Source organism: Streptomyces sp. NPDC048560 (genome assembly GCF_040650955.1).
Classification (GTDB): domain Bacteria; phylum Actinomycetota; class Actinomycetes; order Streptomycetales; family Streptomycetaceae; genus Streptomyces.
Genome location: NZ_JBEZIJ010000003.1, coordinates 36,883 through 52,117 on the forward strand (window position 1 = coordinate 36,883; position 15,235 = coordinate 52,117).

Here is a 15,235-nt window from a genome sequence, read left to right on the forward strand (position 1 = left end):
TCTCCGAGGAAGTGGCGTTCTCCTCCCCGGTATTGCATAGTGAGGGATCGGTCATGCCTCGCTATCAGCGGGTCATCGGTGCGTGGACGGCTGCGGTGGCGGGCCAGGGGTGAGGGGCGATGAGTTCTTTGCGCGAGGGTCGGCGACACGGCCGCCCGTTCCGCAGGCACCCCAGGGCCACGCGCGGGCTCGCCATCGACCTCGGCAGCTCACGGACCCGTGCCTGGGTTCCGGGGCGCGGCATCGTCCTCGACCCGCTGCCGGAGGACGCCTCGGGGCGTCCCGTACGGCGCGGGCGGATCACCGATCCCGAGTCCTGCGGCCGGCTGCTCGGCCGCATCGCCGACGCGGCGCTGGGACCCGACCGCAGCGACACCGTGATCGTGCTCAGCCACCCCGTCCTGGCCGGAGCCGGGCACCGGAGGGCGGCGACGGAACTCCTCGCAGCCCTCGGGCCCGCCGGCATCGTCGTCCTCGACAGCGCCAGGGCCGCCGCCGCGCACGCGGATCCACGGGGGAGCGGTCCGCTGCTCGTCATCGATCTGGGTGCCGAGCTGACCGAGGTCACCCTGCTCGTCGACGGGGCGGTCGCGGATGCCCGCCAGGCCGAGACCGGACTCAGCGACCCGGTGGCGGGTCCCTCGGCGGACCTGACGGCGGACCCCGCGGCGGACCCCGTGCCCGGAATCGTCGTCCGGAGCGTGCTGGACATGATCATGTCGATGTGGCGGCAGGACCGGTACGGGGCCCTCCGTGGCGCCCTGCGCAGGGGACCCCTGCTCGCCGGAGGCGGAGCCCTGCGCCCCGACATCACCAACCGGATCGCGGTCCGCCTCGGAGTGCCCGTCCGACTCGCCGACGACCCGTCGACGGCGGTCGTGCGCGGTGCCGGACTGATACTCGGCTCCGTCCTGCACCACTCCGGCGCGGCTGCTCCCGCCCTTCCCGGCCTACCGAGGTGACCCCCCTCCCGGGGACGCCCCCGGGGAACACACACCCGGGGGGCAGGCCACGCGCCCGGACCGAGAACGCTGCCTGTCACCTCCTGACCGCACTCCTCCTCACGGTCCTCGCGCTCATCGGCGGCGCCCCGGCGGCGGGAGCGTCGGCTTTTCCCGCGCTCGCGGAAGCGGGCTCAGCCCAGTCGTCAACCGGCCGGTCCTCCGCAGCCCCGTCCTCCGCAGCCCAGTCGTCCACAGCCCGCGCACCCTCCTCGCACGCCCCGGTCCAGCACACCGACAGGACCGCACGGCCCGGCCACCTTCACGACACCCGCCGCCCGCGCACCCCAGGGGCGGGCGTCCAGGAACCCCGACGCCCCCCGCTCCCGGCGGCATCCACACCCCGGCGCGCCGGAGCGCCCAGCGGTGATCCCACCGGGCCGCCCCGCGCCGGTACCGAACGCCCCCACTCATCCCCGTACGTCGGGACTCCGGGTCACCACGCGCTGCCGCCCGGCCCGCACCGTACGGCCGTACCGCGCACCACCGGACCGCGTCCGGCCGGTGCGCCCGTCCGCGTGCCCGACAGCGCCTGTGCCGCGCTGCCCGGCGTACGGGGTCCTCCCGCAGGTCAGGCCGGTCCACCGACCGGTCTCCGGACCTGTTCCACAGCGCAGCCGTACCGTCCTCGCTGAGACGAGGGCGACGGCGCCCCCTCGGAGGATTCCCATGACTCGCGCCGCCACGGTGCGAGCGGTTCTGGCTGCTGCCGTACTGCTCGTGTCCGTGTACATCACGCTGACCATGTCTCCCGCACTCGGCCTGGACCTGCGCGGAGGCACCCGGATGGTGCTCCAGGCCAAGGACTCCGGTACCGCCGTCGCGGACCGGGAGAGCACCGACCGCACGCTGGAGGTGCTCCGCCACCGCATCGACTCCCTCGGCGTGTCCGAGCCGACACTGACCCGCTCAGGCGAGAACCGCATCATCGTCGAACTGCCCGACGTGCAGGACCCGCGCAAGGCCGCCGACGTGCTCGGCCGCACCGCCCAGCTCACCTTCCACGCCGTGCGGGGGCCGGGCACCGAAGCGGACGGTGACAAGGGAGGGACGTCGCTGCCCGATGAGCGGGGCCGTCTCCTCGCCCTGGGACCCGCGGCACTCACCGGCGCGGGCGTGAAGGACGCCACCGCCGTCTTCGACGCCCAGCAGGGCGCCGGCTGGACCGTGGACCTCGCCTTCCACAAGGACGCCGCCCGCGACTGGACCGGGCTGACCGGTGAGGCGGCCTGCCACCCCGTCCAGGACGACCGGCGCCGGGTGGCCATCGTCCTGGACACGAAGGTCATCTCCTCACCGCAGGTCGATCCCTCGGTCGCCTGCGACGTGGGCATCCCGTCCGCCTCGACCCGCATCACCGGCTCCTTCTCGGCCGACGAGGCGCGCGACCTCGCGCTCCTCGTCAAGGGCGGCGCCCTGCCCGTCCCGGTCGAGGTCGTCGAACAGCGGACCGTCGGCCCGACGCTCGGCGCCCAGGCCATCGACGCCAGTGTCGCCGCCGCTCTCATCGGGGCCTCGGCCACCGCGCTCTTCATCACCTTCGTGTACCGGCTCTTCGGCGCGCTCGCCGCCGTCGCACTGGCCGCGTACGGCGTCATCTCGTACGCCGCCCTCGTCGCGCTCGGGGTCACGCTCACGCTTCCCGGTCTCGCCGGATTCGTCCTCGCCATCGGGATGGCGGTCGATGCCAACGTCCTTGTGTTCGAGCGGGCCCGCGAAGAGTGCGCGGAGCGCCCCGGCCGTACCCTGCGTACCGCGCTCGCCGCCGGATTCCGTAACGCCCGCAGTGCCGTGGCCGACTCGAACGTGACCACCCTCATCGCGGCGGGACTCCTCTTCCTCCTGGGCTCCGGACCCGTCAAGGGCTTCGGCGTCACGCTCGGCATCGGCGTCCTCGCCTCCATGTTCTCCGCGCTCGTCATCGCCCGCGCACTCACCGAGACGGCCGCCCGGTCACGGTTCGTCAGTGACTACCGGGGCGTCAACGGCATCGCCACGCCCGGACGTGTACGGACGTGGCTGACCCGCCGGGACCGGCGGCTCTTCACGTCGCCGCGCCGGTGGCTGCTGCTCTCCACCGCACTCGTCGCGCTCGCCGTGCTCGGCATCGTCGTGCGCGGGGTGGGTCTCGGTGTCGAGTTCACGGGGGGCAGGCTGGTCGAGTACTCCACGAGCCGGCCCGTCGACGTGGAGAGCGCCCGTACCGCTCTCGCCGCCGCCGGATTCGGTGAGGCGGAGGTCACCACCGCGGGCGCGGGCGACCTGTCCGTACGCACCGGAGAGCTCGACAACGACGGCGAGCACGCCCTCCGTGCGGCGCTGGCCGCCGAGGGCGGTGAGACGGTCAAGGTGCGCGACGAACTGATCGGACCCAGCCTCGGCGAGGAACTGCGGCGCCATGCGCTGATCGCCCTGGCCGTCGCCGTCGCCGTGCAACTCGCCTACCTGGCGGTCCGGTTCCGCTGGACCTTCGCCGTGGCCTCGGTCGGGGCACTGGTCCACGACCTCGTCATCCTCGTCGGCGCGTTCGCCTGGCTGGGACGCACCGTCGACGGCATCTTCCTGGCGGCCCTCCTCACCGTGATCGGCTACTCCGTCAACGACTCCGTGGTGGTCTTCGACCGGGTACGCGAGCTGTGGGCGGGGAACCGGGGTCTGCCCCTCGCCACCGTCGCCGACCGGGCTGTGCTCCAGACCGTCCCCAGAACGGTCAACACCGGCATGGGCGCGCTCTTCATCCTCGTCGCGCTCGCCGTGCTCGGGGGCGACTCCCTTGCCGACTTCGCGCTGGCCCTGCTCATCGGTGTCTGCGTGGGGACCTACTCCTCGGTGCTCACCGCCGTACCCCTGGCCCTCGTACTGGAAAGGAGCAGCAAGGTCCCGCCGCCGGTCCGTGCGTCCGGGCGGCGGACCGCACCGGCGGCGCGCCGAGGACCGCTCGACAACGGAGCCAGGGTGTGACGCGCGGCCGTGTCACTCGCGGCGGGGCTCGCACGGGCCCCGTAACGTCACGGGCAGTTGCTGATGCCGCCCGTCGCCGTAGGGAGCCGTGCCGTGGCCGATGAACCGCTGTCGCAGGAAGAGATCGAGGCCCGGCTGGGTGATCTGCCCGGCTGGAAGCTGGAGGGGAGCAGGATCGCCCGCTCCTACCGGCTTCCCTCGCACTTCGCCGCCGCCGCCCTGACCGTCCACATCGCTCAGATCCAGGAGGAGCTCGGTCACCACTCGGACCTCACCCTCGGCTACAACACCGTCGGCCTGTCCGTGAACACCCACTCCGCGGGCGGCGCCGTCACCGGGAAGGACCTGACGCTGGCGACGCGTGTGGAGGCCATCGCCTCCGCGCACGACGCCAGGTGAGGCCGGCGCCGCGCCCCCGGCCACGACCGAACGCGGGTCAGGGCGCGGCGCCGAACCGGGGATGCGCGGCGAGCCAGCCCGGGTAGCTCTCGCTGCGCTCCACCGCCTGCGCGTACGCCGCCCCGGCGTGCCGGCCCACCATCCCGGCCGCCCGGCCGGCGGCCGGTGAACGGGGGTGCCAGCCGAGCAGGTGACGCCAGCTCAGCGGCGCTCCGGCGATCGGCCGGGTCACGAGACCGGGTGTCGGCGGGAACGTCGCCCGGCACAGCCCGACGGCCCGCCCCACCTGCACCAGATGGACGACGGAGGCGGTGTCCGTCTCGTACACCGACGCCGGGGTGAAACCGGCCCGCGCGCACGCGGTGGCGAAACAGTCCGCGAAACAGCCGTCGCCCGGCACGTCCACCCAGCACTCGTCGGCCAGTTCGGACAGCTCCAGCTCGGGCCGTCCTGCCAGAGGATGGCTCTCCGGCAGCATCACGAACACCGGGTCGACGCCGACGACCCGCCAGCTGAGCCGGTCGGGCTCCGGTGGCGGACTCTCGCCGCACGCGCCGATCAGAGCGAAGTCGAGGCGCCCACCGATCAGCAGCGAGGCGATCTCCGCCACCGACCACGTGGTGTACGTGGACACCGGCGCCGTCGGGTGGGCGGTGGCCAGCCGGTCGACGAGTCCGCCGAGCAGCGGACCGTGCGTCCCGCCGAGCCGGAAGCGCTCCATCGCGGTGCGCGCGTGGGCGAACCGCACCGCCTCCTCCTGGAGTTCGCTGACGGCGGGCAGCACAACCCTGGCCCGTTCGAGCACCAGCTCACCGAGCGGGGTGGGCCGGGAACCCGTGTGGTCCCGGTCGAAGAGCGGACCGCCGAGCGCCTTCTCGATCCGCCGCAGCTGGGCACTGAGCGCGGGCTGCGCCAGCCCCAGGGAGGCGGCGGCCTTGGTGAGGCTGCCGGTGTCGGCGATGGCACGTACGGTCCGCAGATGGCGCAACTCCAGCTCCATAAACGCACGTTATGGGCGCCGGTGGCGCGGCGGCAATACACGCGCCCTCTTTGTGCCCGGCGATGCCGGACCGGTGTCCTAGAGTCATGAACGTGCTGGACTACAACATCGAGGCAGCGGTCTACGACACCACGCGCGGCGGAGTGCCCCGCGCCGAGGCCGCGGCCCACGCCGTCCTGGGACTGATCCCGCCCACCGCCCGCACCCTGCTGGACATCGGCTGCGGTACGGGTCTCGTGAGCGAGCGCATAGCGCTGGGCCGTCCCGGCCTCCGGGTGATCGGGGCCGACGCCTCGCCGGGGATGGCGCGGATGGCACACCAGCGGATCGAAGCGGTGACACTCGCCGACGTACGGCGGCTGCCGCTGCCCGACGCCGCGGTCGACGCCGTCACCGCGGTCTGGCTGCTGCACCTGCTGCGGCCGGAGGGAGCGGTAGGGGACGTGGTGGCGGAGGCGGCCCGGGTCCTGCGACCCGGCGGAGTCTTCGTGACCACGGTCGACAAGGACGCGGGGCACGACGTGGGGAGCGACATCGACGAGCTCTTCGCCCCGTATCTCACCGCGGGCCCGTCGGACGGCGCGGACATGGTCGGCGCGTACGCGGAGCGGTACGGCCTGGAGCAGGCGGGGGAGGCCGGGTTTGCCGGCCACGGCCAGGGCCGAACCCCGCTCACCACGGCGAGGGCCGTGCGCCAGGGGTACTACGCCTCACGGCTCGCCCTGCCGGGGAACGCGGCGGAACGGCTCGCGATGCGGCTCACCGGCCTGCCGGAACCGGACCGGCCGCGCCCCGACCCGGCGTACCGGCTGCTGGCCTTCCGCCGCGTCTGACCGGCCGGTTCCGGTTCCTGCCGGTTCAGGTTCCGTCCGGTCCGGCGGCTGTCACACCCGCCAGACGCTGCTCTTGGCCGTCTCCCTCACGTACGCGCCGAACTCCTTCGGCTCGCGGCCCAGGGCGCGCTTGACGCCGTCCGTCGTCACCGCGTTGTGCCCGTCCAGCAGCGTCGAGAACGGCTCCGCCAGGAAACCGGCCTCGGCCTCCGGCACGCCGTACTCCGCCGGCGCCGCCGCGTACTGCGGGCCGGACACCGGGACGTACCGCACCTCACGTCCCGTCGCCTCCCCGATCATGGAGGCCGCCTCGCCGAAGGTCAGCAGCCCGGGCCCGGTCAGTTCGTGCATGCCCTCGTCGGGGACGTCCCCCGTGAGCAGGGCGACGACCACGTCATTCCGGGGCGCACCTGACGCGGCGCTGGAACAGGGTTTGCGGAACCGGCAAGAAAGTTCGCCCAGGATGTGATTTCCGTGCAGGCTGACGCCATGACCAAGCACACCGAACAGGTACATGGCGGACACGGACACCACGGGCAGACACACGGGCACGGTCACGCGGCACACGGCCACGGCCCCGATGCAGGCGACTTCGACTGGGACGTGATGGGTCCCATGCTGGAGCAGAACGCGGAGCTCGGTCTCGGGCAGTACGGGGAGGCCGCCCGCTGGGTCGCAGGCCTGCCGGCCGCCCGCGAGGTACGCCGCGTCCTGGACGTCGGCAGCGGCCCCGGCGTCATCACCTGCCTGCTCGCCGAGGTGTTCCCCGAAGCCGAGGTCATCGCGGTGGACGGGACGCCGGCCCTCCTGGAGCGCGCCAGGGCCCGCGCTGAGCGGCTCGGGCTGGGTGACAGGGTCCGGACCATCCACGCCGAACTTCCCCAGGATCTCGGCAAGTTGGTGGAGGCCGATCTGATCTGGGCGGGCAACTCCCTGCACCACATGGGAGACCAGCGCGGTGTCCTGGCCGGCTTCGCCGGGCTGCTGCGCCCGGGCGGCGCCGTCGCCCTCGTCGAGGGCGGGCTGCCCACACGTCAGCTGCCGCGTGACATCGGCATCGGCGGGGCGGGTCTGGAGGCCCGCATCGACGCGGCTTCGGCGGACTGGTTCGCGGACATGCGGGCGGCCCTGCCGGACGCCAGGCAGGAGACCGAGGACTGGAACGCCCTGTTCTGCGCCGTCGGTCTGAAGCCGCAGGGCACCCGCAGCTTCCTGCTCGACCTGCCGGCCCCGCTCTCCACGCTCGCCCGCGAGCACGTCGTCGAGACGTTCGCCCGTCAGCGCGAGGTGCTGGCGGACCGGCTGTCGGAAGAGGACCTCGCGGTCATCGACCGGCTGCTCGATCCGGCGGACCCGGCCGGGCTGCACCGTCGCGACGACGTCTTCGTGCTGTCGGCGCGGACGGTGCAGGTGGCCGCGCGGGGCTGAGCGCGGGTCCGGTGCGCAGGAGGGCCCTGGAACGGGCGGGGCCCCTGGCTCAGTGCCCGCCCTGGGGCTCCTTGCAGCCGCCCTCCATGTAGACGCCGTGCGCCTCGACGTTCAGCGGCGGGCCCACGCCTCCGCTGACGCACGGGGCGCCGGGTACGGAGATGCTGAAGCCGAGCGCCTGTCCCGAGCCGTAGACCTCGGTCACTTCCGCCGGATAACCGAGCTTCTCCAGTACGGCGCGTACGTGCTGTTCGTCGGACGGGCCGGGCCCGCCCGTCTCACGCAGGGCGTCGGTGATCCGGTCCGCGTGGGCGTCTCCGCGGCACTGCTGTTCGGGGCCGAGAGGAGCCTGCTGCTTGAAGGCGTGGTTCTCCCGGTAGCGGTCCGCCTCGGGGTTGGAGGGTTCCGTGGCGCCTCCGGTCGGACCGGCCGACGCGCTCGGGGCGACGTCCGTGCAACGGGCCGCCACGTCACGGAACTTCCTGTCGTGCTTCGCTCGTGCCTCGTCCGCCAGCTTCTTCCAGTCCTCGGCCGTGGAGGGGCGGGCGCTGGAAGGCGAGCCCGCGTCCTGTGGGCCGTCGGCGGAGGTCACGCGTTCGGTGCCACAGGCGGTCAGCAGCAGCAGACCGGCGGCGACGGCCAGCGGGAGACGTCTCACGAGGGACTCCGTTCCGTACGACAGGGGCCGCTCGATTGTGGGACGAGCGGATTGTCGGGGTCATGAGTACGCGTACTCATGACGACGTCCGATGCCCCGTCCGTCCACCGGAGCCCGGCACCGGCTCCAACTGCCACCACTGGCCCGGGGAGTCGGTGTCCTCCCACTGCTGGACGTCGGCCCCGTCCTCGGTGCTTCCTTTGGCGACCTCCAGGACGAGACCGCTGATGAAGCTGACGAGGGTGACGGTGCCGGGCGCCTCCAGGTGCTGTTCGATCAGCCATTCCTGGGCGCCGAAGTTGTTGGCACGCCACTGCTGGATTCTGGCGCCGTTCTCCGTGGAGGCGTTGGCGACGTCGAGGCGCTTGCCGCTGTGGGCGTTGACCAGATGGTGCAGAGCCGCACCCTCGTGCACCGGGGAGATCTGCCAGTGCTGCGCGGCCGATCCGCTCTCCTCGCCCTGCTGCACCTTGGCGCCGCCGCCCCGCGCCGCCCCGCGGACCTCCAGCAGGAGTCCGCTGGCCACGTTGCGCAGGCGGTACGTGCCCGCTTCGACGACGGGCGCGTGGTCGGCGCTCATGTTCCTTGCTCCTCAGGCGTGTCCGGACGGCGGAACCAGTATTCACCAGCGCCCCGGCGTACGAAGCCGCCGCGGGTCCCTCGGGACCCGCGGCGGCTTCACGCGTCACCGGACGCGGGGTGGCTCAGGCGTCGTAGTCGAACTCCGCCGGGTCCGGGCCGAGGCGCTTGCCCTCGTCCAGCGCCGCGAACGCCGCGAGGTCGTCGGCGTCCAGCTCGAAGCCGAACACGTCCAGGTTCTCCACGATCCGCGACGGGGTCACGGACTTCGGGATCACCACGTTGCCCGTCTGGAGGTGCCAGCGCAGCACCACCTGGGCGGGCGTCCGGTCGTGCTTCCGGGCGATCGCGACGACGGTGGGGACCTCCAGGAGGCCACGGCCCTGGCCCAGCGGGGACCATGCCTCGGTGGCGATGCCGTGCCGGGCGTGGAAGGCGCGCAGCTCGGCCTGCTGGAGCTGCGGGTGCAGCTCGACCTGGTTGACCGCGGGCACCACGGAGGTCTCCGCCATCAGGCGCTCCAGGTGCACCGGCAGGAAGTTCGACACGCCGATGGCCTTGGCACGGCCGTCCGCGAGGATCTTCTCCAGGGCCTTGTACGTGTCCACGTACGCGTCCTTGACCGGGAGCGGCCAGTGGATCAGATACAGGTCGACGTAGTCGAGACCCAGCTTGTCGAGCGACGCGTCGAACGCGCGCAGCGTCTTGTCGTAACCCTGCTGGCTGTTCCACAGCTTGGTGGTGACGAACAGCTCGTCACGGGCGACACCCGAGGCGGCGACGGCCTTGCCGGTGCCCGACTCGTTCTCGTAGATCGCGGCGGTGTCGATGCTCCGGTACCCGGACTCGATGGCCGTCGCCACCGCTTTCTCCGCCTCGTCGTCCGGCACCTGCCAGACGCCGAAGCCGAGCTGCGGCATGTCGACACCGTTGTTGAGGGTGAGGGAGGGGACCTGGCTCACGAGCGGTCGATCCTTACGTCGTCGGTTGGTACTCCGAAGGTCAACGATCACGGGGGCGTACACATTCCCGCTCGTGCGAGTGACTCGCCCGGAGTGCTCCACGCGAGCGGCTCAGTGGTAGAGCGCGTCGACCTCGGCCGCGTACGCCGTCTCGATCGCCTTGCGCTTCAGTTTCAGCGAAGGGGTGAGCAGCCCGCGCTCCTCGGTGAACTGGTGTGCCAGTATCCGGAACGTGCGGATCGACTCGGCCTGGGACACGGCCGTGTTGGCGGCCACGACCGCACGGCGGACCTCCATCTCCAGGTCCGGGTCGCGCACCAGTTCGCCCGGGCTCGGCATCGACCGGCCCTGCATGGCGAGCCAGTGCTCCACGGACTCCTGGTCCACGGTCACCAGCGCCGCGATGTACGGGCGGTCGTTGCCGACGACGATGCACTGGGCCACCAGCGGATGGGCCCGTACGCGCTCCTCCAGACCTGCGGGCGACACGCTCTTGCCGCCGGACGTCACGAGGATCTCCTTCTTCCGCCCGGTGATCGTCAGATACCCGTCCTCGTCGAGCGCCCCGATGTCGCCGGTCGCCAGCCAGCCGTCGCGGAGTGCCGCTTCCGTGGCCTTCGGGTCGCCCAGGTACCCGGAGAAGATGTTCGCGCCGTGCACCCAGATCTCACCGTCGTCCGCGATGTGGACGGTCCCGCCGGGAATCGGCTGCCCGACCGTGCCGTAGCGGGTGCGCTCCGGCGGGTTCGCCGTCGCTGCCGCGGTGGACTCGGTGAGGCCGTACCCCTCGTAGACGAGGACTCCGGCGCCCGCGAAGAACAGGCCGAGCCTGCGGTCCATCCCGGAACCGCCGGACATCGCGTGCCGCACGCGGCCGCCCATCGCGTCGCGGACCTTCTTGTAGACGATCTTCTCGAAGAACTGGTGCTGCATCCGCAGTCCGGCCGAGGGTCCGGGTCCGGTGCCGAAGGCCCGGTCCTCCAAGGCCTCCGCGTACTTCACCGCGATCTCGACGGCCTTCTCGAACGGTCCGAGCCGGCCCTCCGCCTCCGCCTTCCGCCGGGCGCCGGCGAAGACCTTCTCGAAGATGTAGGGAACCGCGAGGATGAAGGTCGGCCGGAACGAGACCAGGTCCGGCATCAGGGCGCGTGCCGAGAGCTCCGGCTGATGGCCCAGCTTCACCCGGCCCCGGATCGCGGCGATCTCCACCATCCGGCCGAAGACGTGGGCCAGCGGGAGGAAGAGCAGCGTCGCCGCCTCGTCGCCCGTCTTGGAGTGGAACACCGGCTCCCACCGGGTGACCATGGTGTCCGACTCGAACATGAAGTTCGCGTGCGTGATCACGCAGCCCTTGGGGCGGCCCGTGGTGCCCGAGGTGTAGATCACCGTGGACACCGACTCCGGCGTCACGGCACGGCGGTGCCTGTGCACCACGTCGTCGTCGATCTGCGCGCCCGCCGCGACCAGCTCGCCCACCGCGTCGGCGTCCAGCTGCCAGAGCCGCTTCAGCCGGGGCAGCCGGTCGACGACCGAGCCGATGGTCATCGCGTGGTCCTCGTGCTCGACCATGACGGCCGTGACCTCGGAGTCGTGGAGCATCCAGAGGACCTGCTCGGCCGAAGACGTCGGGTAGATCGGTACGGACTGGGCTCCGACGGTCCACACCGCGAAGTCGAAGAGCGTCCACTCGTACCGCGTGCGGGACATCAGGGCGATGCGGTCGCCGAAGCGCACGCCGTGCGCGATCAGCCCCTTGGCCAGGGCCAGTACCTCGTCGCGGAAGTTCGCGGCGGTGACATCGCGCCAGTGTCCGTCCGCGTCCTTGCGCCCCAGGGCGATCCGGTGCGGATCGTCCTCGGCGTTGTCGAACACCGCATCGGCGAGACCGCCGACGTGAGGCGCGGCCGCCATGGGTGGGACAGTGAATTCGCGCAATGAACTGCTCCTCGTGACCTCCGCACAGCGCCGCGACGCTACCCCACCGGGCGCCTTCGCGGGAGAGTGTGAAGCCTCCGTAACGCCTCGCATCCGCACAGGTCAGCCGTAGAAATCCGGCCAGATGGGCAAGGCCCGGGCAGACTTCCGGCCGTGAGGTACGGGGCTTGCGCCCGAATCTCCACCGAATCCGTACACCGCGGTCACTCCCGCTTCGTCCCCGAACACGGCTCTTCCCCGGTCTTGTCAGGGTGCGGAGGGGGGCCTGTCCCGGTGGTCAGGCGGACTCCCGGCCGCTGATCCCCCGGTGCAGCCGGTCGCCGCCCGCCAGGATCGACGCGGCCAGCGCGTCCGCCGCTTCCTGCGCCCGGCCCCGGTTCCTGCCCTGCAGCAGGACGAAGTCCACGTCGCCGAGCTCCGGCAGCCCCGCCCTGGCGGGCACCGGCGCCAGGCCCGGCGGGATCAGCCCGCGGGTGTGCGCCATGACGCCCAGGCCCGCGCGGGCCGCCGCGACGAGTCCGCTCAGGCTCGTACTCGTGCAGGACACCCGCCAGGACCGGCCGTGCTCCTCCAGGACCTCCAGGGCGCGGGCCCGGGTGATGCCGGGCGGCGGGAAGACGATCAGCGGCACCGGGCGCTCCGGATCGATCCGCAGCTGCGGCGCGCCGATCCAGGTCAGCGCGTCACGCCAGACCACCTCGCCGTGGGTGTCGCCCGCGCGCCGCTTGGCCAGCACGAGATCGAGCCGTCCCGCTTCCAGCTGCTGGTGCAGGGTCCCCGACAGCTCCACGGTCAGTTCCAGTTCGACCTCGGGGTGGTCGCGGCGGAACGCTTCGAGGATCTCCGGGAGGCGGGTGAGGACGAAGTCCTCGGAGGCGCCGAACCGCAGCCGGCCGCGCAGCCGGGTGCCGGTGAAGAAGGCCGACGCCCGTTCGTGCGCCTGGAGGATCGACCGGGCGAAGCCGAGCATGGCCTCGCCGTCCTCGGTGAGGTCGACGCTGTGGGTGTCGCGGGCGAACAACTGCCGCCCGGTCGCGTCCTCCAGCCGCCGCACGTGCTGGCTGACCGTGGACTGGCGGACACCGAGCCTGCGGGCGGCCTGCGTGAAGCTCAGGGTCTGCGCGACGGCGAGGAAGGTGCGGAGCTGCGCGGGGTCGTACATGGGTCCACGTTATCGCGATCCGTGATCACAGTCAGAGCGGTATGCCGGATTCCCGATCGCGATGATCAGGAGCACGATGGGGAGGGCACGACCTGACCGAGAGACACGTGGAGCACATGAGCCGCCGCACCCTGAAGCTGCCGACCTGGCTGCCGATCGACCCATACGTCCTGGCGCTGATCGGCACCGTCGTACTCGCGGCGCTGCTCCCCGCCTCCGGCACCGCCGCGGAGGTTGCGGGCGGGGCGTCCACCGGAGCGGTCGCCCTCCTCTTCTTCCTGTACGGAGCACGGCTCTCCACCGCCGAGGCGCTCGAAGGCCTCAGGCACTGGCGTCTCCACCTCACCGTCCTGGCCTGCACGTTCGTCGCGTTCCCGCTGCTCGGACTCGCGAGCACGGGGCTCGTGCCGTACGTACTGACGCCCCAGCTCCAGGAGGGCCTGCTCTTCCTCTGCCTGGTCCCCTCGACGATCCAGTCATCGATCGCCTTCACCTCGATCGCCCGCGGCAACGTGCCAGCGGCGATCTGCGCGGGATCCTTCTCCAGCATCGCCGGGATCCTCCTCACCCCGCTGCTCGCCGCCCTGCTCATCGGGGGGAGCGGCGGCGGCTTCTCGGCCGACGCGCTGCTGAAGATCGTGCTCCAGCTGCTGGTGCCGTTCCTCGCCGGACAGCTGCTGCGCCGGTGGATCGGCGGCTTCCTCGCCCGGCACAGGAAGGTCCTCGGATACGTCGACCGCGGATCGATCCTGCTGGTCGTCTACACGGCGTTCAGCGAGGGCATGGTCGCCGGCATCTGGCACCAGGTCACTCCCGGCCGCCTCGGCGCGCTGCTCGCCACCGAAGCGGTGCTGCTCGCGCTGATGCTCACCCTCACCTGGTACGGCGGGAAGCGCCTCGGCTTCGACCGGGGGGACCGGATCGCCATCCAGTTCGCCGGTTCGAAGAAGAGCCTGGCAGCCGGGCTGCCGATGGCGAGTGTCCTGTTCGGCGCCCACGCGAGCCTCGCGGTGCTGCCCCTGATGCTCTTCCACCAGATGCAGCTGATGGTCTGCGCGGTACTCGCGAAGCGACGCTCCCGGGACCCGCTGCCCACGAGCGGGGCGGTGTCCGAGGAGCCCGTTACGGTGGGCTGAGACCCCACCACCCTGCCCGGGAGGAACGATGGCCGTGGACCGCACCGCACCCGAGGACGGCTTTCCGCACGCCGCGGGCAACCCCGCCCGAGGAGCCCTGCGCGCCGCCGGATACACCCGGCTGGATCAGCTCACCGGTGCCACCGGGGCCGAGCTGCTGCGGCTGCACGGATTCGGGCCGAAGGCGTTGCGCGTGATCGAGGAGGCCCTCGCGGAGAAGGGGCTGTCGTTGGCGGGGAAGTGATCCGGCGCGCGTGCCGGGAGGGACCGGCCGGCGCAGGGGGCGCTCCCCGCCGGCCGGACCCCTGACCCGTGCAGCGGGCGGGTCCGCGTCAGCCCGTGCCGGCCGTCGCCGTAAGAGCGATGCGGTGCTCACCCGCGTACACGTTCATGGACGGACCCCTGAGGAAACCCACCAGGGTCAGTCCGGTCTCGGCAGCCAGATCGACGGCCAGTGACGACGGCGCCGAGACGGCGGCGAGCATCGGGATGCCGGCCATCACCGCCTTCTGCGCCAGCTCGAACGAGGCCCGCCCCGACACCAGCAGAATCGCCCGCGAGAGCGGCAGCCGGTCGTCGGTGAGGGCCCGGCCGACGAGCTTGTCGACCGCGTTGTGCCGGCCGACGTCCTCCCGGATGTCGAGCAGTTCGCCCGCTTCCGAGAACAGCGCCGCCGCGTGCAGACCCCCGGTCCGGTCGAACACCCGTTGTGCCTCGCGCAACCGGTCGGGGAGGCCGGCGAGCAGTTCGGGTGTGACCCGGACCGGGGGAGTATCGGCCACGGGATGACGGGTCGTGGTGCGGACGGCGTCGAGGCTCGCCTTGCCGCACAGACCGCACGAGGACGTGGTGTAGACGTTGCGTTCGAGCGTGATGTCGGGGACCACGACGCCCGGCGCGAGTTTCACGTCGACCACGTTGTACGAGTTGACCCCGTCGGCCGTCGCCCCGGCGCAGTACACGATCGACTGCACCTCCGAGCCCTCGCCGATCACGCCCTCGCTCACCAGGAAGCCCGCCGCCAGCGCGAAGTCGTCGCCCGGGGTGCGCATCGTGATGGCGAGCGGCCTGCCGTTCAGCCGGATCTCCAGCGGCTCCTCGGCGACCAGCGTGTCGGGGCGGGTGGTGACAGCCCCGTCCCGGATGCGGATGGTGCGGCGGCGCTCGGTGACCCGTCCCAT

The 15,235-nt window shown here is 72.2% G+C and carries 15 protein-coding genes; 7 read left to right on the plus strand and 8 right to left on the minus strand.

Going from position 1 to position 15,235, the window contains the following annotated elements; translation table 11 throughout:
* Window positions 1-119: 119 nt before the first annotated feature.
* The 3 genes from AB0C82_RS10180 to AB0C82_RS10190 all read left to right on the plus strand — a co-directional run bounded on the left by AB0C82_RS10180 (window position 120) and on the right by AB0C82_RS10190 (window position 4,361).
* Window positions 120-962, plus strand: a complete 843-nt coding sequence (locus tag AB0C82_RS10180; RefSeq protein WP_362838513.1) for a rod shape-determining protein — start codon at window positions 120-122, stop codon at window positions 960-962.
* 708 nt (window positions 963-1,670) lie between these two features.
* On the plus strand, window positions 1,671-3,962 hold the full coding sequence (secD, locus tag AB0C82_RS10185; protein WP_362838516.1) for a protein translocase subunit SecD: 2,292 nt from the start codon (window positions 1,671-1,673) through the stop codon (window positions 3,960-3,962).
* 93 nt (window positions 3,963-4,055) lie between these two features.
* Window positions 4,056-4,361 carry a 4a-hydroxytetrahydrobiopterin dehydratase gene (locus AB0C82_RS10190; RefSeq protein WP_362838518.1) on the plus strand — a complete coding sequence of 102 codons (306 nt, stop codon included), beginning with the start codon at window positions 4,056-4,058 and terminating at the stop codon, window positions 4,359-4,361.
* A 37-nt stretch (window positions 4,362-4,398) separates the two neighbouring features.
* Here the strand turns inward: AB0C82_RS10190 and AB0C82_RS10195 are convergent, their stop codons facing one another.
* Window positions 4,399-5,361 (minus strand): LysR family transcriptional regulator, encoded by a 963-nt coding sequence (locus AB0C82_RS10195; protein ID WP_362838521.1) that lies wholly within the window; start codon window positions 5,359-5,361, stop codon window positions 4,399-4,401.
* A 92-nt stretch (window positions 5,362-5,453) separates the two neighbouring features.
* Between AB0C82_RS10195 and AB0C82_RS10200 the strand changes: the two genes are divergently transcribed.
* Window positions 5,454-6,194 (plus strand): class I SAM-dependent methyltransferase, encoded by a 741-nt coding sequence (locus tag AB0C82_RS10200; RefSeq protein WP_362838524.1) that lies wholly within the window; start codon window positions 5,454-5,456, stop codon window positions 6,192-6,194.
* A gap of 51 nt (window positions 6,195-6,245) precedes the next feature.
* Here the strand turns inward: AB0C82_RS10200 and AB0C82_RS10205 are convergent, their stop codons facing one another.
* Window positions 6,246-6,587 (minus strand): hypothetical protein, encoded by a 342-nt coding sequence (locus AB0C82_RS10205; protein WP_362838527.1) that lies wholly within the window; start codon window positions 6,585-6,587, stop codon window positions 6,246-6,248.
* A 96-nt stretch (window positions 6,588-6,683) separates the two neighbouring features.
* Between AB0C82_RS10205 and AB0C82_RS10210 the strand changes: the two genes are divergently transcribed.
* Window positions 6,684-7,622, plus strand: a complete 939-nt coding sequence (locus AB0C82_RS10210) for a class I SAM-dependent methyltransferase (RefSeq protein WP_362838530.1) — start codon at window positions 6,684-6,686, stop codon at window positions 7,620-7,622.
* Between the two features lie 49 nt (window positions 7,623-7,671).
* On the opposite strand, the gene AB0C82_RS10215 is transcribed toward AB0C82_RS10210, so the two are convergent.
* The 5 genes from AB0C82_RS10215 to AB0C82_RS10235 form a co-directional block, all read right to left on the minus strand.
* A complete protein-coding gene (locus tag AB0C82_RS10215) occupies window positions 7,672-8,280 on the minus strand; it encodes a hypothetical protein (RefSeq protein WP_362838533.1) in 609 nt (202 codons plus the stop codon).
* Window positions 8,281-8,356: 76 nt separating this feature from the next.
* Window positions 8,357-8,860: an RICIN domain-containing protein gene (locus AB0C82_RS10220; RefSeq protein WP_362838536.1), complete on the minus strand. Its 504-nt coding sequence runs from the start codon at window positions 8,858-8,860 to the stop codon at window positions 8,357-8,359.
* 124 nt (window positions 8,861-8,984) lie between these two features.
* Window positions 8,985-9,821, minus strand: a complete 837-nt coding sequence (locus tag AB0C82_RS10225; protein WP_362838538.1) for an aldo/keto reductase — start codon at window positions 9,819-9,821, stop codon at window positions 8,985-8,987.
* 111 nt (window positions 9,822-9,932) lie between these two features.
* Window positions 9,933-11,732 (minus strand): long-chain fatty acid--CoA ligase, encoded by a 1,800-nt coding sequence (locus AB0C82_RS10230; RefSeq protein ID WP_362838541.1) that lies wholly within the window; start codon window positions 11,730-11,732, stop codon window positions 9,933-9,935.
* Between the two features lie 301 nt (window positions 11,733-12,033).
* A complete protein-coding gene (locus tag AB0C82_RS10235) occupies window positions 12,034-12,918 on the minus strand; it encodes a LysR substrate-binding domain-containing protein (RefSeq protein WP_362838544.1) in 885 nt (294 codons plus the stop codon).
* A gap of 116 nt (window positions 12,919-13,034) precedes the next feature.
* Between AB0C82_RS10235 and AB0C82_RS10240 the strand changes: the two genes are divergently transcribed.
* Both AB0C82_RS10240 and AB0C82_RS10245 read left to right on the plus strand, forming a co-directional pair.
* Entirely contained in the window at window positions 13,035-14,054 is a 1,020-nt protein-coding gene (locus tag AB0C82_RS10240; protein ID WP_362838546.1) for a bile acid:sodium symporter family protein, read from the plus strand.
* 34 nt (window positions 14,055-14,088) lie between these two features.
* Entirely contained in the window at window positions 14,089-14,298 is a 210-nt protein-coding gene (locus AB0C82_RS10245) for a DNA-binding protein (protein ID WP_362838549.1), read from the plus strand.
* A gap of 88 nt (window positions 14,299-14,386) precedes the next feature.
* Here the strand turns inward: AB0C82_RS10245 and fdhD are convergent, their stop codons facing one another.
* Window positions 14,387-15,235, minus strand: a complete 849-nt coding sequence (gene fdhD, locus AB0C82_RS10250; protein WP_362838552.1) for a formate dehydrogenase accessory sulfurtransferase FdhD — start codon at window positions 15,233-15,235, stop codon at window positions 14,387-14,389.

Coding starts and splice junctions, on each gene's coding strand:
- AB0C82_RS10180 (WP_362838513.1), top strand. CDS start 120: ATGAGTTCTTTGCGCGAGGGTCGGCGACACGGCCGCCCGTTCCGCAGG.
- secD (WP_362838516.1), top strand. CDS start 1,671: ATGACTCGCGCCGCCACGGTGCGAGCGGTTCTGGCTGCTGCCGTACTG.
- AB0C82_RS10195 (WP_362838521.1), bottom strand. CDS start 5,361: ATGGAGCTGGAGTTGCGCCATCTGCGGACCGTACGTGCCATCGCCGAC.
- AB0C82_RS10210 (WP_362838530.1), top strand. CDS start 6,684: ATGACCAAGCACACCGAACAGGTACATGGCGGACACGGACACCACGGG.
- AB0C82_RS10220 (WP_362838536.1), bottom strand. CDS start 8,860: ATGAGCGCCGACCACGCGCCCGTCGTCGAAGCGGGCACGTACCGCCTG.
- AB0C82_RS10230 (WP_362838541.1), bottom strand. CDS start 11,732: ATGGCGGCCGCGCCTCACGTCGGCGGTCTCGCCGATGCGGTGTTCGAC.
- AB0C82_RS10235 (WP_362838544.1), bottom strand. CDS start 12,918: ATGTACGACCCCGCGCAGCTCCGCACCTTCCTCGCCGTCGCGCAGACC.
- AB0C82_RS10240 (WP_362838546.1), top strand. CDS start 13,035: ATGAGCCGCCGCACCCTGAAGCTGCCGACCTGGCTGCCGATCGACCCA.
- fdhD (WP_362838552.1), bottom strand. CDS start 15,235: ATGGGACGGGTCACCGAGCGCCGCCGCACCATCCGCATCCGGGACGGG.